This window comes from Peribacillus sp. NPDC046944 (assembly GCF_050272735.1).
Taxonomy (GTDB): Bacteria; Bacillota; Bacilli; order Bacillales; family DSM-1321; genus Peribacillus.
The window spans coordinates 56,831-74,219 of record NZ_JBNNML010000001.1 but is presented as its reverse complement, the minus strand read 5'-3'; the positions used below and the strand labels follow the sequence as shown (position 1 = coordinate 74,219).

Sequence of the window (17,389 nt, the reverse complement as noted above, 5' to 3'; positions counted from 1 at the left end):
GAATAGCTAAATGCAAGGAAAAGCTTCCCACAAGGTAGGTGTGGGAAGCGGCTTTCATCATAATTGAAATCTTTTAACCTGATCTGTTAACTGTTCAGCCGATGATGCAAGTTCACTGGCGTGATTGGTGATTTCATCCATTGAAGAGCTGGATTGCTGTGCTGAGGCGGATACTTGTTCAATGCCTGCTGCTGACTCTTCGGAAACGGCTGCAATGTCTTCGACAGCCTGGTTGATTTTTATGCTATTGGTAGAGATATAGTGTAAGTCATTGGTTATGTGTTGTAATTTTGTGCTCATGGCTCCCACTGAATGATTGATGGTTTCAAAGGTTTGGCCGGTAATGGTAATTTGTTGGGTGCCTTCATCTACTTGTGTATATCCATCTTCCAAGGAGTGAACGACGGTTTTTGAACCTGTTTGAATGGCTGTAACAATTCCAGTAATGTCACCCACAGAATCTGTAACTTGTTCCGCGAGTTTCCGAACTTCTTCGGCGACGACGGCAAATCCTTTTCCATGTTCGCCGGCGCGTGCCGCCTCGATGGCTGCGTTTAAAGCGAGTAAGTTGGTTTGATTGGAAATGTCCTGTATGACCTGAACGAGCTTTGAAATTTCCTGGGATTGTGAATCAAGGCCTTTTACCTCATCGACTGCCTGTTTCACAATCCTATCAATCGTTTGCATTTGCTGCACGGATTTGTTCATCAAGACTGTCCCTTCCTTAGTTAGGGATAGAATCTCTGTGGAGGTTTGGGAAATTTCTTCTCCTTCACTGTGTGCCTTTTGGATCTTTCCTGAGAATTCTTCCACCATACGGACGATTTCCGTTGCTTGGTTGGCTTGTGACTCAGAGCCTTCTGACAGCTCGTACATAGTGGTTGCAATTTGACTGCTTCCTTGTTGCACTTCATTTGCCGATTGGGTCAGCTCTTCGCTTTTGCTTGTAACGGATTCGGATACATTCAGCATGTTTTCGATGATATCGCGAAGGTTTCTCTGCATCTCGTTTGTAGAAAACGTCAATTCCCCGAGTTCATCGTTTGATGTCTGCTTAAGTGGTTCATGGTTCAGTTCACCTTTTTCCACTAGCTTCATCCTGTCTCGGATCCTTAGGATCGGTTTGGTAATGAGGTTGGCTGTCACAAGGGCAAGGCCAATTCCTGCTATGACTGTAATGATGGATAAAATGATACTCGTCGTTTTAACGGATTTTCCACTGCTGATGACGGTCTCTCCGGAAGCGACGATCAGTTTTTCGCGCTCGGAAGCGAGCTCTTTGAAGCCATCCATTATTTCCGTGCTTATGGGCGCTACTTCATTTAGCAATATTTCTTTCGCCTGTTTTTCATCTCCTTGCTCATACTGGGTAAAGACGCGTTCTTCAATCATGGTTCTCCAATCAATGCTTGTTTCAATGATTTCTTTCGTTCTCTCAGAGTCGGATAAGGCTAATAGCTCTTCTTGTAGGTGTTTGCTTTCTTCGGTATAAGCTAGGAAATCCTCTTTATATTGTTCATCTCCAAATAGGATATACCCTCTAACAAATGCCATTCTTTGCGAAAGGTTATAGAGTAATTGTTCATCTTTAATAAGAAGAGGCAATTCATGGTCGATGATATCTCTAGAATGTTTAAGAGACTTATTGCTGCTGTAAATACTATAGGCTCCTAATATGATGCATAAAGATATGACTAGCATAAATGCTAACAATACCTTTGTTTTAATCTTTTTCAAGTGTACGGCCCCTTTTTCGGTAGATTAGTTTACCTTCTGTTTATCGGAAATGGGGACCGATATTTAAAGAGGAAAGGAGAAATTGAGCTGAAAAGACAGGGAATCTCTTTGTTTTTATGGAATATATTGATATGATTCCATATATTGCGTTATGATTATAGAGAAAAGATTATAAGCCGCTTTAGGCGGAAGAGGTTCTAGCTACCCTCTCAAAAAAACTAAGGAAAAGCAGCACTCTATTCTTAGGGTGCTGCTTTTTTCCGTAAAAAAGGAGTTTTTCATAATGTTGAAGAAAGAAAAGGCAGTAGTGGTGTTTAGTGGGGGACAAGACAGTACGACGTGTTTATTCTGGGCCATGAAGCATTTTTCGGAAGTGGAGGCAGTGACGTTTGATTATAATCAGCGTCATAGCTTGGAAATTGATTGTGCGCGGAATATTGCAAAGGAACTGGACATCCCGCATCATGTTCTGGATATGTCGTTGTTGAACCAGTTGGCGCCGAATGCGTTGACGAGAAGTGACATTGCTGTGGCGGATGGGGAAGAAGGGGAGTTACCGTCTACATTCGTACCGGGAAGGAATTTACTGTTCTTGTCATTCGCAGGAGTGCTTGCAAGCCAAATTGGGGCGAAGCATATTGTAACCGGTGTTTGTGAGACGGACTTTAGCGGATATCCAGACTGCCGGGATGTGTTCATTAAATCGTTGAATGTCACTTTGAATCTCTCGATGGATCAGTCTTTTGTTATAGATACGCCGCTTATGTGGCTGAATAAAGAAGAAACATGGGAAATGGCGGATCAACTGGGTGCCTTTGATTTCGTTCGTGAAAAGACGCTGACTTGTTATAACGGAATCATAGCCGATGGCTGTGGGGAGTGTCCGGCATGCAAGCTTCGAAAAAGGGGTCTGGATGACTATGTGATTAGACGGCAGGTGAACCTATAATGTATGGGTTCAAGATTGTCGATAAGCTTCAAAAAATAGAACAGGACATTCATCGTAATCAATTGAACTATCATCAAAGACGGGTGCTCGTGAGCAAGGAATTCACGTTTGATGCAGCTCATCATCTTCATGATTATGAAGGGAAATGCAAGAATCTGCATGGCCATACGTATAAAGTCATTTTTGGCATAAGCGGCTATAATGATTCCCGTGGGTTGATGATCGACTTTGGCGACATCAAAGAGATCTGGAAAAAAGAAATCGACATTCATCTTGACCACCGCTATTTGAATGAAACGCTGCCACTTATGAATACAACAGCTGAAAATATCGTCGTCTGGATTTATGAAAAGATGGCTGATGCCCTGCAAAACAAGGACTATAAAGGGGCTAGGGTTGAATTTGTCCGTCTTTATGAAACGCCGACGAGTTATGCTGAAGCAAGACGGGAGTGGATGGACTGTGAGTAAGCTGCCCGTCATGGAAATCTTCGGGCCGACCATTCAAGGGGAAGGCATGGTCATCGGGCAAAAGACGATGTTCGTCCGGACAGCTGGGTGCGACTATTCATGTGCTTGGTGTGATTCCGCCTTCACTTGGGATGGGACAGGAAAGGAAGATATCGTCCACATGACAGCTGAAGAAATATGGGAGGAGCTAAAACTCAAGGGAGGCAAGGGTTTCTCCTTCGTGACGATATCCGGGGGCAATCCCGGCCTCTTGAAGAATATGGCTGAGTTAATCACCCTTTTAAAAGAGAAGAACATCAGAATTGGCGTGGAGACACAAGGTAGCCGGTGGCAGGATTGGTTTCTCGATATTGATGAACTGACGATATCACCAAAACCGCCAAGTTCAAGGATGAAGACCGATTTTGAAGTGCTTGATGATATCCTATCTAAGCTTTCCAATAGAAGGGATGAAAATCAAATCTCTTTGAAGATTGTCGTATTTGATGAAGCTGATTATCAATATGCGAAGAATGTACATGCCCGCTATCCAGGCATTCCTTATTACCTGCAGGTAGGCAATGATGACAGCGTGACGACGGACGATCGGCAGCTGGTCAGTGAACTGTTGGGAAAATATGAACAGTTAATTAATCGGGTGATTGCCGATGACGAACTGAATGATGTGAAGGTGCTCCCCCAGCTGCACACGTATATCTGGGGAAATAAACGGGGCGTGTAAGGAAAAGGATGGGGAGGTCATACTTTCTATTAAATGCCGTTTCTCTTCTATTATATGTTCTTTACTTTTAGATACGCGAGGGGGTACTTTTATCCTTGATTTACTTCCGTATCCAAGATAAGATGAAAAAGGAAAAAAGATAATCCGCTTGAGGCGGAAGAGGTTCTAGCTACCCTCTCAAAAAAACTAAGGAGAACAGCACTCTTTCTTAGGGTGCTGTTTTTTCCTATAAAAGGAGATTGTAAGGAATGTTTAGAGTTCTATTGTATTTATTGTCCATTGTAACCGCGAATGTGGTCACAGCCGCTTTTATGCCACTGCAATTAGGTATGTTCATCATCCCGATGGGGACATTGTTGATCGGAGGGACCTTCATCTTCCGTGATTTAGTTCAAAATAAGTTTGGCAGGGCAAGGACTTATCTGTGCATTATTCTGGCATTAATTTTATCAGCAAGTGTATCATTCTTGTTAGGGGATACATTATTAATCGTATTTGCTTCCGCCCTTTCATTCGTGGTGGCGGAAACGGCAGATACGGAAATATATACTCGATTGAAGCTACCATTAAGTTGGAGGGTATTTTACTCAGGGGTAGTTGGAGGCTTTTTCGATTCCGCAATATTTGTGGTGATTGGGCTTAGTCCACTGGGGGCGAACATCTTGCCGTGGTCCTCTGTACCAGCCGCGATTGTTGGTCAAATCATTGTCAAAACGGTCATTCAGTCAATAGGGGCCATTTTATTGGGGAAAATCCATGTAAGGCTTGATAAGCGGATCAATAATGGAGGGAATGCGCTTGATGGATGATACTAAAGAAGAAGATAAGTGCTATTGCTTGGAGGCTTTTCGCGAGAAATATGGTCCGCAAGTCCAAGGAGAATGCTTGAAGCTTTCTTGTGCCAACTACAGAAAGCATAACCTTGATAAGCTAGAATCGAGAGAATGCGAGTAAACAAAACCCGTTGTTAAACGGGTTTTTCTTATAGAAAATTAGATTCCTATCCTGCGTAGTCAAACAAGGTTATCGATAATAAGAAGGGAAAAGGTACGGTATGATTACGTACCTTTTTATTAACATGATGTACCTCGAAATATAAGGTACATCATTGCTAAACTAAAAAAGGAAAATTTAGATTGCTAAATAAAACCAGTCATAGTAAAATGTCCTTCGGACCGCATCACTTGTCCTAAGTAAGGCATAGGTACTATAATCGGGGTAAAGAGGGTTACTTTAAATAGTTAATGATTTTATCAGAAATTTCAATATATACAACTTGAGGAAAAGGAGCAGATAGTATGAAAGTCATTGCACCTGAGTCATTCACATACAAAGGTGGAGAGAGAGCAGTTCTCTTACTTCACGGATTTACTGGAAGCACAGCAGATATGAAGAAGTTGGGTCGTTATCTCAATGACCGCGGCTATACCTGCCACGCACCTCTATATAAAGGTCATGGATTGCCAGCTGAGGAGCTCATCCATACAGGTCCAAAGGAATGGTGGAAAAACGTAGTGGATGGGTACCGTTTCCTTAAAGAAGAAGGGTACGAGGATATCGCCGTGGTCGGGATTTCCCTCGGTGGGGTCTTCTCTTTAAAAGTGGGAACGGAATTCCCTGTGAAAGGTGTCGTTTCCATGTGTGCCCCGATGAAAGGGAGAGACGTGAGTCGATTACATAATCGTATGATCAGTTATGCCAAGGCCTACAAAAAATTCGAAGGCAAAGACCCAGACCAAATCGATGCAGAAATTAAACGGTTAGAAAAAGAGCCTATGCACTCGTTGAAAGACGTTTTGCATATCATAGAAGATACAAGCGAAAATTTAGATTTGATTACAGCACCGACTCTTGTTCAACAGGGCCGGTTGGATGATTCCGACTATACGGAAAGTGCACCCATGATCTTCAATGATGTCGGTACGCAACATAGGCAATTGATATGGTATGAGCAATCAGGGCATATCATCACATTGGGGAAAGAGCGGGAGCAAGTTTATGAAGATGTTCATCGGTTTTTAAATAACTTGATTTGGTAAAGTGGGAAGGCTGCCGGTTAAATTGGGCGGCCTTTTTCTAAATGTAAATCTTCTGTCTGATGAAATTCAGCTGTATAAGAACACTTTCACGTTCCCGTTAGTATCGATAGTTGCCAATAAGATATCGGTTATGTCCGCATTGTACATGGTTACTTTCCTTTTCAGCCATCCTTCATCTATACCCACTCGGTTTAATTCGTGAAAATCAATCTTTCCCTCCTTAATAATGGTTATAGGAAAAGAAAATGGCTTTGTGGTCAACTTTATATCACCAGGGGTCACTGATTGGTATTGGGGAAGTAAGAAGAACGAAATAGTCCCATCCGGTTCCCAAAATGCCAAAGCAACTTTTTGAATCTCTTCAATTTTTGCCTTTCTTAATTCGGATAAAATGATATCGATAGAAATTCGCGCTTTGACTAAGTTTTTGTGGATGACTTGTCCGTTTTCTATAAGAGGCAAAGGAGGACTTTCAAAAAAATTTCGGAGTCTGCCCCAATGAAGACTCACAAATACACTGATTATATATAAAATAACTAGTACGACTGACGTGATCATCGGTCCCTTTAAGCCTAACTGTTCATCAGATAATGGGTGGGCAAGAATATTTCCAATGATCAGTGCCATTAAAAAGTCAATCAACCTTAACTGAGAAATGGCCCGGCGCCCCATCAATTTAACTGCAAAGAGTAAAAAAAGGAATGATATGATGGCTCTCAAAATCCACTGAATTGTAGTAAGTGTGTCTTGGCTGTAGAAAAAATCCATCTAAGCTCACGTCCTTGTTTTTTGTTATCTAAGAATTAGTATGAGCGTTTGACTGGTTTAGATGTAAAAATGAAAAAAAAAGGGCTGTCCCAAAAGGGGTAATTACACCGAAATTGAATATGTAAAAAGCAGAAACGTTGATTTAACAACATTTCTGCCTCTTTATTTTTGCGAAGTTCACTGGAGTAAGGACTTATTAGACAGCCCCTTTTTAACGTATTTTTTGTGCAGGCTCGTCACTTGAGTTCTTCTCGATGAATTTTTTGACCTGTTCTATCGTTAGGCCAATTCTTTTGGCTTCCATTATAAGTGCCAGCCATATTTTATCGAGTTGCTCCTGTTTCAATCTGTTCCTGGATTCCATGATCACCCTCCCAATCTACCTCTTGTATTTTTTATTCACCCAGAGCAGCGCAAGTTAGAGAGTAAAATGACTTCTTGGGTTTTAGTGCTGTTCCGTACTTTTCAATTTCTTCTATTTGACTTTCCGGATGTTTTTTGTCAGGGCTCCCTTATATTCATTAGGCTTTTCGTAAATGGGGCCTTTATTCGTGAGTGTCATTACTCATTTTCCTATGTAGTGATGCGGCTGTTATCCTGTCTTTTTTCCATGTTATTACTCTTTTGTATTATCTTACAGTGATAAAGTAGGAGTCAAGTTAAAATGCTAAATTAACAGAATATTAAAGAAAATAAAAAAGCCGATCAGGCTTTTCCTGATTACGGCATGTAAAGTGGCTTATCTTTTTAAATAGTTTTCTGTGTAATACGGTTTTTCATCTTCCTCAAAGGCGACGCCCACTCCCAGTGAAGAAAAGTCTTTTTGTAATTTATTTTCCCTGTGACCGATGGAATTCATTAAGCCTTCGTGGGCGAAGATACTGCTGTTCTGACCAGCGGCAAGGTTCTCTCCGGCCATGCGGAAAGTGATTTTGTCACTTTCCATCCGATCGAAGGGAGATTCCCCATCAAGATTAGTATGGTTAAAGTATTGGTTGACGGCCATGTCTTTACTGTGATCTTGGGCCGTCACTTTCACCTGCTTATCCCATGACAGGACGGAAAGATCATGATTGACCCTTGAGGCATTGGTCAAGTCGAATAGTTGATATTCAAAGCCCTTTTTAAGCTCCGGGCTGGAGGGGGCAAAATAGGTGCTTTTTTGCTGTTCAAGACCTGCACTGATGATTTGGATCGATGTGACTGTATTATCCTCATGTTTATCATAAAAAATCGTGACGAAGCTGTTATCCATTTTGAACGTATCATATTCGCCATTGCTTTGAATCTGGTAATATACATTTCCTTTAAGCAGTTTTGTTATTGGTTTACCCAATTTTTCCGTCACGGTTTCCTTGGGTGTATTTCGTTTGATTCCTTGCTTGGATGAAATCAAATCCTGGTTTGTATAGAGACCGACGACTCTATTCTTGCTGTCGTAGGCCACCATGAAGAAATTTTGATAATTTTCATGATAGGCAAACCACTCTACTCCATATTCGTTCAGGGAATGGCGTTTGGCCTCACCTGCCTGCTTTTCGACGGATTCCTTTGTGTCGCCAAGCTCGATATTACGGACCGAAAAGGAGGATTCAGCAGGGGCCTTCAAGTCAGGTTTATCCACCCTTTTCGTTTCGGTTTGTTCCTCATCTCTTGCTTGATCGACTGTATCCTTCAATTTGCCGATCAACTGGTTGACTCCGGTATTCAGTTTTTCAATGGCATTTGATACTTCAGGTTTGGTTAAGAGGGAGCGAACATCCGTCGTGAAAGATCCGATTCCCGCCTTTAATCCCGACTCCTGAATGTCTTTTCCATACCCATACCAAAATCCGCCGAGAAGAAGAAAGAGAATCAATAGATTAATCACACTCCGCACATCGTTCACCCCAACTCACATATAATTACGTTCCCAATGATTAGCTCATAAACTGTAATAGGGGAGGTAAAGATAACAATACGATGGAGAATAAGAAAAGGACCTGGGTAACCCTTTTTGGCAGCTTTTCTTTTTTTCCTTTGTACCACCCACTGAATTGCAACTTGTTTCTATATAAAACAAACAATAATATAAGTATGGCCACAGAACCGAAGTAGCTATACTGATTATAATCTATTCCGAAACTCTGATACACATTCTCTAACAGAACGGAACACAATGCCCCGACAATACCGAATAATAAAAGAATCCGGATTAACTCAAATAGTACTTTCATGTTTTCCTCCTATTAATCATTTCCTAATGTTCCCCCGCTGTATATAGTTTTCTACACGGGACATAAGGGTTCCTTCCTTTGTCAATTTTCAGTTTCTCGCTCAACATACCCGGTGCTGAAAATCACCATACGCCTTATCCTTTAAAGTACATTACTGTATTTTACTACTAAAATATATCATAATGGATGGTGAGGTGGATGATGCCTCAAAAGCAGTAGACATTTCTTATAGTGGATAATAAAAATTGGAGGTTTCTGATTATGGTCAATAGTTTACAAGCAACAACAACATTACATAATGGCGTCGAAATGCCTTGGTTCGGTTTAGGCGTATTTAAAGTGGAGGAAGGTCCAGAGTTGGTGAATGCAGTCAAAGTAGCCATTAAACACGGGTATCGTAGCATTGATACTGCAGCCATTTATGCGAATGAAGAGGGAGTAGGGCAAGGAATCCGCGAAGGGCTAGAGGTAGCGGGCATTGCAAGGGAGGATTTGTTTGTAACGTCAAAAGTTTGGAATTCCGAACTTGGCTATGAATCGACACTCGCTGCTTACGAGACTAGCTTAAAGAAGCTAGGTTTGGATTATCTTGATCTTTACTTGATTCATTGGCCAGTCGAAGGGAAATATAAAGAAGCTTGGAGAGCAATGGAGACTCTTTATAAAGAAGGAAAGGTAAAAGCGATCGGGGTAAGTAATTTCCAAATCCACCATCTGAAGGATTTATTGAATGAAGCAGAAGTGAAGCCAATGGTCAATCAAGTTGAATGTCATCCACGTCTAACTCAAAGGGAATTGCTGGAATTTTGCCGACAAGAAGGCATTCAATTGGAAGCTTGGTCTCCATTAATGCAAGGTGAATTATTAGATAATAAGGACCTTCAACAGATTGCATCCAAGTATGGAAAATCCGTGGCCCAGGTCATCTTACGTTGGGATTTACAAAATGGGATCGTGACGATTCCAAAGTCGACAAAAGAGCATCGAATCGTGGAGAACTCCTCGGTATTTGATTTTGAACTAACGGAAGAAGATATGGCGCGAATGAATGAAATGAATCAGAATCATCGAGTCGGACCAGATCCTGACAACTTCGATTTTTAAGGAAAGGCAGAGATAGACGAGCTTGCAGTCTATCTCTTTTTTTCATTCAATCGTCCTTACTCGATGATTGACCATTCATGAAAAAAGCAAGGGCTGTACCCATGTCACTGTTGGATAATGATGTGTTAAGCGTTTCGTTAACCGTTTCCAACATTTCGCGAAGGCGCTGCTCACCCTTATCCGTGATGAGGGCACATACGCCACGTCGGTCATCTTCATATCCGAGCCGTTTTATTACCCCGCAACTTTTGTTTTCCATCCTGACGGAAAGCCTGGACATGGCACTTTGGCTTAACCCGACAAGCCGCTGTAATTCCAAAAGCCTCAATTTTTTTTCAGGTGCCTGAGATAAGTACAATAAAACGTAAAACTCATTCAAGGGCATTTGGTGCTTTTCCTGCAAGGCTCTATCAAGGTCATTGGAGAGCTCGGCATGTATATGTGTAAAGGATAACCAAGTATTTATAAGGGATTGTTCATGGGACATATCTTTTTGCCTCCCTCTGTTTACCTATTTTACATGTACCATTCGTTAAATTAAATGTACCAATAGGATGGATCAATGACAATAGCCGATTTGAGCATCGGTCGATTTGAATTAGTTGACACTACTTTTTGTGCATGATATAAATGCATGTGCATGCATTATAATACTTTGAGAAGGAGTTAGATACTATGAAAGATTTATTTTCCCCTTATTCTATAAAAAATCTCGATCTTAAAAATAGAGTCGTCATGCCACCTATGTGTCAGTATTCAGTCATGGCTGAAGATGGCGTACCGACAAGCTGGCACCAACATCATTATGTAAGCAGAGCGATTGGCGGCACAGGTTTGATTATCGTGGAAATGACCGATGTGGAACCGGATGGCCGGATTTCCAATCGCGACCTTGGTCTATGGTCTGACGATCAAGTTGGGGCTTTCACTAAGATTGTCGATGAAGTGCATCAATATGGAGCAAAAATCGGCATCCAAATCGCCCATGCAGGACGCAAAGCCGAAGATGCAGAGACACCTGTTGCCCCATCGGCGATTGCCTTTGATGAAACGTATAAAACGCCGAGAGCCTTGGAAACGGAAGAAGTGAAGGGAATGGTCGAGAAGTTCCGTCTATCTGTCAGAAGAGCGGTACAAGCTGAATTCGACGTCATTGAGTTGCATGGTGCACATGGCTATTTAATTCACCAATTCACCTCTCCACTTACGAATAAGCGGGAAGACGAATACGGGAAAGACCTGACCAAGTTCGGAGTGGAAGTCATTAAAGCGGCGAAAAGTGAAATGCCTGCCGATATGCCTTTGATCATGCGCATCTCTGCTAAAGAGTATGTGGATGGAGGATATGGAATTGAAGAGAGCATCGAGTTTTCGAAAGTCTTTAAAGAAGCGGGAGTGGATATGTTCCATGTCAGCTCCGGTGGAGAAGGACCGATTGGCGCTGATGGAAGACCGGGCACGCATGCCAATTATCAAACGCCATTAGCGAGAGAAATCAAAAAAGCGCTGGACGTCCCAGTAATTGCTGTAGGCCGATTGGAAGACCCGATCCTTGCCAACTCGATCATTGGTAACGAAGAAGCCGACTTGGTGGCAGTGGGAAGAGGGATGCTCCGTCATCCTTACTGGACATTAGAGGCTTCTAAAACGCTGAATAAACAGATTGAGCTTCCAAAGCAATATCAACGAGCATTCAAACATTAAAAGTATGGACCGGTGGCCGCAGCATTTGCTTGCGGTCATTTTTTTGTATGCACCAACATTGGGACATTTTTGTAAAATAAGTGCTTGTAGGTAACGTTACGTAACCTTATAAACTGAAGATAACGTTTAGAGGGGGAATGGTCTTGCATACATATTTCGAAAGTAGAGCATGGTCCTGGAGGGAACTTGTTTCCATCCTTGTACTTGTTTTAGTCCTGGTACCGTTTTTTATCGAGTTTTTATTGGCGAATTTCTTATTGGAATTATTTCATGACGATTTGTATTCCGGAACATTGGTCGGTTTCATCATGTCAATCATCTTTATGCTGGCCGTCTATTCACTTGCTTTACAACCGAAAAGCCTAAGATGGAATGAAGTGGGGTTACGTAAGTTTCAGAGAAGCTATTGGAAGAATATCATCGGCTGGTCATTTGTATTGATTGTGGTCAGCATCCTGATTCTCATCGTGATGGATATAGTGGGGATAGGCTATGAAAATAGCAAAACGGAAAGTGTTCAGGCTCATTTGACCCCCATCCATTTCGTTCTCGGTTTCGTGTCGGCGGCAATCATTTCACCTATTTACGAAGAAATCTTATATCGGGGTTTTCTTTATAGGTGGCTAAGGAGTAAATACGGCTTGAAGGCTGGATTGATTCTCAGTTCCTTCATCTTCATGATCGTCCATATCCCAAACTATAATGTCTTGCCGGTCACTTTTATATCGGGCCTCCTCTTTGCTTGGACTTATGAAAAAACCAAATCAGTCGTTCCCGGCATGATCATCCACGGTACATTCAATGCCATTGCCCTGGTCCTTACCGCATTTGGTTGAGAAATGGTAAATGAAGTGCTGTGTTCACAAGTGAATGGAAAAATAAAGAGACTTTCAATGGAAGTCCCTTTTTTTTATTTTGATTACATTTTACCAATTGTTGTGATTTGGCAAGTTTTCATGTGAAATGTAAAGCATTTTACTTTATTGTTAAAAATGGATTCGAAGCCAATGTATGGGTTTTCCTGCCTGTTCATTGGTTTTGTTTGTGTCGTTATTTATGGGTTATGAATGAAAGGGGATAAGCGTAGATGTTTACAGCTAGATTCAATCATGCAACCGAGTGTAATGAAATGGTAGGTGGAAAAGCGCTAAATCTAATCAAAATGTCGAAATTGGGCATGCCTGTACCTGATGGTTTCGTCATCACAAGTGTGGCCTTTTCACACTTCCTCGAAAAGAATCAATTAGATATAAAGAGCGAATCCATCCAAACGGAGGTTATGGAGGCGGTCATCCCGGATGATTTAGTAAGGGATGTATTGACCGCTTTCCAGGAATTGAGGAAACGTTATCCTGCCGTGGCCGTTCGTTCTTCTTCTGGTGCGGAAGATTTGGAAGGGGCCTCCTTTGCGGGTCAATATGAAACCTATTTGAATGTAAAAACGGAAGAGGATTTCTTAGGTAAAGTAAAATCATGCTGGGCATCTTGCTTTGAGAACAGGGTACAGCAATATACCGAGAATATTTTTGAAGGGTCAGATAGCATTTCAATGGGGATTGTCGTTCAAGGTCAAATCTATTCAGATATTTCAGGGGTGATTTTCAGTCAAGATCCTGTTACATATAACCCGGAGTGTATCTTGATCAATGCCAGTTATGGATTGGGTGAGGCCGTCGTATCGGGCTTGGTCACACCGGATACCTATTTGGTCAGTCGAGATGGTACGAAAATGGAAAGAACCAAGGGCAGTAAAGAAATGAAAATTATTTCCGACTCCTCTGGAACAATGGAAGTGGCGACGGACCGGACTGAACGGAATGCCTATTGCTTATCAGATAAGTTGATTCATAGATTAATAGAAATGACCTTGAAAGTGGAAAACTATTATAACCATCCTGTAGATTTGGAGTTTGGCATTCATGACCAACAAGTCTACCTTTTACAAGCAAGGCCGATTACGACTGAAGTGAAGAAAAAGGAATCCGTGCCAGAAGCCAGGAAAGGTTACCTGTTGGAACGGAAAGACGAGGATGAATTCTGGTTTTTGCTTGATACGTTTTTCCCGAACCCAATCTCGCCATTGTTCACTTCCATCGTCACCCAGCCTTTTTATGAAGGCATGGCCATGGCCGTTGATGCATTGAAGGAACCTACGGGGTATACCAATATGAAAGCTCATAACGGATACTATTATGGGAAACAGACTTTCTTTGAAACCGACCCAAACCAATTGTTAGCAGAACAAGAGAAACTAATGGAGGAAATGTATCCGCGAATGAGGGATCGGATGTATGAAATCATCTATGATCAATTGATTCCCATCTATCGGTATTTAGATGGGGAAAGGGCTCAAGCATTTACGGTCGACAAAGTGAAAAAGGGATTAGTAGAGTTAGAGGCCTTTTATAAGGATGTGTATTTCTGGCACTTCATGATTGTCTTCCCGAGCAATCATATCAACAGGAAATTGGAGACCATTTATCTAAAAGCAACGGGAGATGCACCTTTACATGAACTCTATCAATCTTTGGCTGGCGTCATGAATAAGTCACTGGAATCCGACCATTTGCTTTGGGAGTTATCATTGAAAGTAAAAGCGGAACCTTCTTTGATGAAGGTGTTCATGGAATCGGAAGAAGGAAGCCTGTTGCAGAACCTCAACACCGTCGGCAGGGGCAAGGACTTCCTGAACCGTGTGGAGAGCTTCGTCAGCGTGTACGGATACCGTTCCACCAAGTCACATGACTTTATAGAAGATACATGGATTGAGAACCATGAGCATGTGTTACAAATCATCAAGAACTTAATACTGAATGAACATGATTTTGACAAAGAATTCGAGTCGGCTGTCACGGCCAGAAAACAGATGTATCAAAAAATCATCAACGGAATCAAGGATCCCAACGATCTGGAAGCATTTGAAGAACAGTATAAATTGGCTTTAGATGCGGCTGTTATCACGGATGATCATCACTTTTATATCGATGCCATGTTTGACGCGAAGGCCCGGTTATATTTATTGAAAGTGAGTGAGCTTCTAGTGCAGCAGCAAGTGCTGGACGATAAGAAAGATATCTGGTTTGTATATAAAGATGAGATCCTCGCTGCACTGGATGAACCTCACTCCTTGATGGAAGTCGTGAAGGAACGAAAGAAACAATATGAGATTCAAGGTAAAATAAAAGCTCCTTCTTATTTTGGGAAACCGTCGGAAAAAGAGCGGAACTTCGTGGAAATGGTATTCGGCTCACTCGAAGAAGATAAGGAGAATACGGGGAATGTGATGAAAGGTATCGCGGCTTCCGGAGGTATTAGCGAAGGCCCGGTCCGAGTGATCTCCAGCATGCAGGAAGCATCCAAGTTTCAAAAGGGGGATATATTGGTCTGTAAAAACACGACTCCCGTCTGGACGACTTTCTTCCAGGATGCAGAAGCGATCGTTACGGATACAGGGGGCATGCTATCTCATTCCGCAATTATTGCAAGGGAGTATCAGATTCCCGCCGTTTTAGGAACGAAAGTGGGAACGGAACGATTACATGATGGGGATTGGGTCATTGTCGACGGCAATACAGGAACCGTTACGATGATTGGCTAATTACCCTTTTGGATAGAGAATGTAAGAGGTGAAAGTATGAGTAAACAAAAAGAATTCCTGATGATAGCACTAACATTGATGGGGGCGTTCCTCGTGCCCATCAATTCAACGATGATATCCATTGCGCTCGGTTCCATATCGGGATTTTATGGATTGGATATACATAGTACGACCTGGGTGGTTACGATTTATCTGATTGTCATGGCCGTCACTCAGCCGATTGCCGGCAAATTGGGTGATATTTATGGAAACCGCAAGATCTATATAGTCGGTGCAGCCCTATTTCTTGTGGCTTCCATAGGATGCGCATTGGCTCCAAATATGATCATGCTTGTTGTCTTTCGATCTCTTCAAGCGATCGGTGGAGGATTGCTGATACCGAATGTGGTCGCCTTGATTCGACATACGGTGTCACGTGAACGTTTATCTAGCGTCATGGGACTATTCGGGATGGGGATGGGTCTGGGCGCAGCTGTCGGTCCTCTCGTAGGATCGTTGTTAATCGCGGTACTTAGTTGGAAAGCGATCTTTTGGGTCAATGTCCCCTTTTTAGTCGGTGCCCTTGCTGGCGGTATGTTCCTCATACCTAAGCTTGAGAAAAAGTCATCCAATAAACCGTTGGACGTACTCGGTTCCATCTATTTGGCCATATCAATAACCTTATTAATATCGTTGACGCATACAAACTCGACAAGGGTGTCTATCATTCTTGCAATCGTGAGCCTTTTATTCATTGTGCTATTCGTGAAGCGCGAGCGTTCCGTTCCGTCGCCGATCATCGATTTCCAATTGTTTAAGAGTCCTATCTTTGCGAATGCCAACATATCGGTCTTGCTAAACAATTTCATCATGTATGCAATCTTGCTTGTCATGCCGTTGATCATGACGACAAAAATGAACATGTCAACATCCATGAGCGGAATCATGCTATCCCTGTTCTCGATTTCCATGGCACTCAGCAATATGATGGGTGGGCAACTAAACCGAAAATTCGTATCGGCAAAAGTCATCTTCTTTTCTTTCGCCGTAACGGTGGTAACGAATTTCTTATTATTTTTCGTGATTTCCTCCCAGTCTTTTATCTACTTGGCCATTACACTCGTGTTAAATGGGTTGGCTATAGGGTTGGGACTGACCAGTATGCAGGTTGCCTCGCTTGAAGCGGTGGATGAGTCAGTCTCCGGTTCGGCTTCAGGCATCTTCTCGACGTTCCGATATTTCGGAAGCATCGCCTCTTCCACGCTCATAGGGATTGTTGCGAGTTATTCCATCCTATTTGGCATTCTCATGATAGCAGCCTTGTTAGGTGCACTTTTGGCCAGGATGGTGTACAGGAATAAAGCAGTAAGTACGGTATAATTAAGGTTGAAACCTTTATATCAATGAAGGGGGAGTCCGTATCGTTTTGAATAAAAAAAAGTATATGGTATTAGCTGGTGTTTTAATATTTTTCTTGATTATGTCGATGCTTTTTGCCCGTACATATTTTACACATCGAGAATTCATGGAAGCAACCAATCAATGTTACGATAACGATGGCAGGCCAGAGGTAGAGAGAAATACTTTTTCGAATGATTGGTCTGTTATATGCCATCCATAATAGTCATGTTTTCCTGAAAGTTTTGTTATAATATACAAGACAAATTAAACGATAACTTGGGGTGCTTATAATGGAACAAATTAAAATTTTTACACCAGAAGAAATTGAAGCAAAGGTTGAGGCAGGAGAAGCGATTGAACTTGTCGATGTCCGTGAAGACGAAGAAGTGCAAGAAGGCATGATCGAAGGAGCGAAGCACATTCGCATGAATGATATCCCTGCCAACCTTGACTACTTCGATAAGGATAAAGAATATATCTTCATCTGTCGTTCAGGACGCCGCAGTGAGAATGTATGCCATTACCTTCAGGAGCAAGGCTATAAAGTGGCAAACATGGATGGCGGAATGATGCATTGGACAGGGGAAGTCATCGTTAAGTGATGGGGTTTTTCAAGAAGCCTTGTTACTTTTGCAAACGGAAGACGAAAGACGTCACGACCTATCTGAACGAAGATCGAAAAAAGATACATGTTTGTGCACAG

Annotated in this window: 18 protein-coding genes and 2 riboswitches; of the genes, 12 read left to right on the top strand and 6 right to left on the bottom strand. The window is 42.1% G+C overall.

The genetic code is table 11. From position 1 onward, the window contains the following. Window positions 1-57: 57 nt before the first annotated feature. The gene (locus ACQKIC_RS00385) at window positions 58-1,737 is read right to left on the bottom strand and encodes a methyl-accepting chemotaxis protein (protein ID WP_403122251.1); all 1,680 of its coding nucleotides are present in this window, start codon (window positions 1,735-1,737) and stop codon (window positions 58-60) included. A 185-nt stretch (window positions 1,738-1,922) separates the two neighbouring features. Further along, window positions 1,923-1,965: riboswitch (PreQ1 riboswitch) on the top strand. Window positions 1,966-2,023: 58 nt separating this feature from the next. On the opposite strand from ACQKIC_RS00385, the gene queC reads away from it, so the two are divergent. From queC to ACQKIC_RS00355, 6 genes are all read left to right on the top strand, one after another. After that, window positions 2,024-2,686, top strand: a complete 663-nt coding sequence (gene queC, locus ACQKIC_RS00380; protein WP_403122615.1) for a 7-cyano-7-deazaguanine synthase QueC — start codon at window positions 2,024-2,026, stop codon at window positions 2,684-2,686. Then, complete coding sequence (gene queD / locus ACQKIC_RS00375) at window positions 2,686-3,156, top strand: 6-carboxytetrahydropterin synthase QueD (RefSeq protein WP_403080312.1); 471 nt, start codon at window positions 2,686-2,688, stop codon at window positions 3,154-3,156. Before queC ends, queD begins: the two co-directional genes overlap by 1 nt. Further along, the gene (gene queE / locus ACQKIC_RS00370) at window positions 3,149-3,877 is read left to right on the top strand and encodes a 7-carboxy-7-deazaguanine synthase QueE (protein WP_403080314.1); all 729 of its coding nucleotides are present in this window, start codon (window positions 3,149-3,151) and stop codon (window positions 3,875-3,877) included. The genes queD and queE overlap by 8 nt, the downstream gene beginning before the upstream one ends. A gap of 153 nt (window positions 3,878-4,030) precedes the next feature. Continuing rightward, window positions 4,031-4,073: riboswitch (PreQ1 riboswitch) on the top strand. A gap of 52 nt (window positions 4,074-4,125) precedes the next feature. After that, complete coding sequence (locus ACQKIC_RS00365) at window positions 4,126-4,686, top strand: VUT family protein (RefSeq protein WP_427590686.1); 561 nt, start codon at window positions 4,126-4,128, stop codon at window positions 4,684-4,686. Continuing rightward, window positions 4,676-4,831, top strand: a complete 156-nt coding sequence (locus ACQKIC_RS00360) for a hypothetical protein (protein WP_403122245.1) — start codon at window positions 4,676-4,678, stop codon at window positions 4,829-4,831. Before ACQKIC_RS00365 ends, ACQKIC_RS00360 begins: the two co-directional genes overlap by 11 nt. Before the next feature lie 344 nt (window positions 4,832-5,175). Then, window positions 5,176-5,916: an alpha/beta hydrolase gene (locus ACQKIC_RS00355; RefSeq protein WP_427590685.1), complete on the top strand. Its 741-nt coding sequence runs from the start codon at window positions 5,176-5,178 to the stop codon at window positions 5,914-5,916. 66 nt (window positions 5,917-5,982) lie between these two features. On the opposite strand, the gene ACQKIC_RS00350 is transcribed toward ACQKIC_RS00355, so the two are convergent. The 4 genes from ACQKIC_RS00350 to ACQKIC_RS00335 all read right to left on the bottom strand — a co-directional run bounded on the left by ACQKIC_RS00350 (window position 5,983) and on the right by ACQKIC_RS00335 (window position 8,900). Further along, complete coding sequence (locus tag ACQKIC_RS00350) at window positions 5,983-6,684, bottom strand: DUF421 domain-containing protein (RefSeq protein ID WP_427590684.1); 702 nt, start codon at window positions 6,682-6,684, stop codon at window positions 5,983-5,985. 211 nt (window positions 6,685-6,895) lie between these two features. Beyond that, a complete protein-coding gene (locus ACQKIC_RS00345) occupies window positions 6,896-7,048 on the bottom strand; it encodes an anti-repressor SinI family protein (protein ID WP_427590683.1) in 153 nt (50 codons plus the stop codon). A 375-nt stretch (window positions 7,049-7,423) separates the two neighbouring features. Then, a complete protein-coding gene (locus ACQKIC_RS00340; RefSeq protein WP_427590682.1) occupies window positions 7,424-8,563 on the bottom strand; it encodes a CAP domain-containing protein in 1,140 nt (379 codons plus the stop codon). A gap of 40 nt (window positions 8,564-8,603) precedes the next feature. Further along, the gene (locus ACQKIC_RS00335; RefSeq protein WP_427590681.1) at window positions 8,604-8,900 is read right to left on the bottom strand and encodes a hypothetical protein; all 297 of its coding nucleotides are present in this window, start codon (window positions 8,898-8,900) and stop codon (window positions 8,604-8,606) included. Between the two features lie 261 nt (window positions 8,901-9,161). Here ACQKIC_RS00335 and ACQKIC_RS00330 point away from each other — a divergent pair, with 261 nt between their 5' ends. Next, a complete protein-coding gene (locus ACQKIC_RS00330) occupies window positions 9,162-10,004 on the top strand; it encodes an aldo/keto reductase (protein WP_427590680.1) in 843 nt (280 codons plus the stop codon). Window positions 10,005-10,050: 46 nt separating this feature from the next. Here the strand turns inward: ACQKIC_RS00330 and ACQKIC_RS00325 are convergent, their stop codons facing one another. Beyond that, window positions 10,051-10,491, bottom strand: coding sequence for a MarR family winged helix-turn-helix transcriptional regulator (locus ACQKIC_RS00325; RefSeq protein WP_402874668.1), 441 nt, complete (start codon window positions 10,489-10,491; stop codon window positions 10,051-10,053). A 188-nt stretch (window positions 10,492-10,679) separates the two neighbouring features. On the opposite strand from ACQKIC_RS00325, the gene ACQKIC_RS00320 reads away from it, so the two are divergent. The 5 genes from ACQKIC_RS00320 (at window position 10,680) to ACQKIC_RS00300 (ending at window position 17,288) form a co-directional block, all read left to right on the top strand. Further along, window positions 10,680-11,708, top strand: coding sequence for an NADH:flavin oxidoreductase/NADH oxidase (locus ACQKIC_RS00320; RefSeq protein ID WP_427590679.1), 1,029 nt, complete (start codon window positions 10,680-10,682; stop codon window positions 11,706-11,708). Between the two features lie 137 nt (window positions 11,709-11,845). Continuing rightward, window positions 11,846-12,544: a CPBP family intramembrane glutamic endopeptidase gene (locus ACQKIC_RS00315; protein WP_427590678.1), complete on the top strand. Its 699-nt coding sequence runs from the start codon at window positions 11,846-11,848 to the stop codon at window positions 12,542-12,544. Between the two features lie 251 nt (window positions 12,545-12,795). Beyond that, window positions 12,796-15,306 carry a PEP/pyruvate-binding domain-containing protein gene (locus ACQKIC_RS00310; RefSeq protein ID WP_427590677.1) on the top strand — a complete coding sequence of 837 codons (2,511 nt, stop codon included), beginning with the start codon at window positions 12,796-12,798 and terminating at the stop codon, window positions 15,304-15,306. A 36-nt stretch (window positions 15,307-15,342) separates the two neighbouring features. After that, complete coding sequence (locus ACQKIC_RS00305) at window positions 15,343-16,665, top strand: MFS transporter (RefSeq protein ID WP_427590676.1); 1,323 nt, start codon at window positions 15,343-15,345, stop codon at window positions 16,663-16,665. 311 nt (window positions 16,666-16,976) lie between these two features. After that, window positions 16,977-17,288, top strand: a complete 312-nt coding sequence (locus tag ACQKIC_RS00300; RefSeq protein WP_402874682.1) for a rhodanese-like domain-containing protein — start codon at window positions 16,977-16,979, stop codon at window positions 17,286-17,288. Window positions 17,289-17,389 lie beyond the last annotated feature (101 nt).

Coding starts and splice junctions, on each gene's coding strand:
- queD (WP_403080312.1), top strand. CDS start 2,686: ATGTATGGGTTCAAGATTGTCGATAAGCTTCAAAAAATAGAACAGGAC.
- ACQKIC_RS00365 (WP_427590686.1), top strand. CDS start 4,126: ATGTTTAGAGTTCTATTGTATTTATTGTCCATTGTAACCGCGAATGTG.
- ACQKIC_RS00355 (WP_427590685.1), top strand. CDS start 5,176: ATGAAAGTCATTGCACCTGAGTCATTCACATACAAAGGTGGAGAGAGA.
- ACQKIC_RS00350 (WP_427590684.1), bottom strand. CDS start 6,684: ATGGATTTTTTCTACAGCCAAGACACACTTACTACAATTCAGTGGATT.
- ACQKIC_RS00345 (WP_427590683.1), bottom strand. CDS start 7,048: ATGGAATCCAGGAACAGATTGAAACAGGAGCAACTCGATAAAATATGG.
- ACQKIC_RS00335 (WP_427590681.1), bottom strand. CDS start 8,900: ATGAAAGTACTATTTGAGTTAATCCGGATTCTTTTATTATTCGGTATT.
- ACQKIC_RS00330 (WP_427590680.1), top strand. CDS start 9,162: ATGGTCAATAGTTTACAAGCAACAACAACATTACATAATGGCGTCGAA.
- ACQKIC_RS00325 (WP_402874668.1), bottom strand. CDS start 10,491: ATGTCCCATGAACAATCCCTTATAAATACTTGGTTATCCTTTACACAT.
- ACQKIC_RS00320 (WP_427590679.1), top strand. CDS start 10,680: ATGAAAGATTTATTTTCCCCTTATTCTATAAAAAATCTCGATCTTAAA.
- ACQKIC_RS00315 (WP_427590678.1), top strand. CDS start 11,846: ATGGTCTTGCATACATATTTCGAAAGTAGAGCATGGTCCTGGAGGGAA.
- ACQKIC_RS00310 (WP_427590677.1), top strand. CDS start 12,796: ATGTTTACAGCTAGATTCAATCATGCAACCGAGTGTAATGAAATGGTA.
- ACQKIC_RS00305 (WP_427590676.1), top strand. CDS start 15,343: ATGAGTAAACAAAAAGAATTCCTGATGATAGCACTAACATTGATGGGG.
- ACQKIC_RS00300 (WP_402874682.1), top strand. CDS start 16,977: ATGGAACAAATTAAAATTTTTACACCAGAAGAAATTGAAGCAAAGGTT.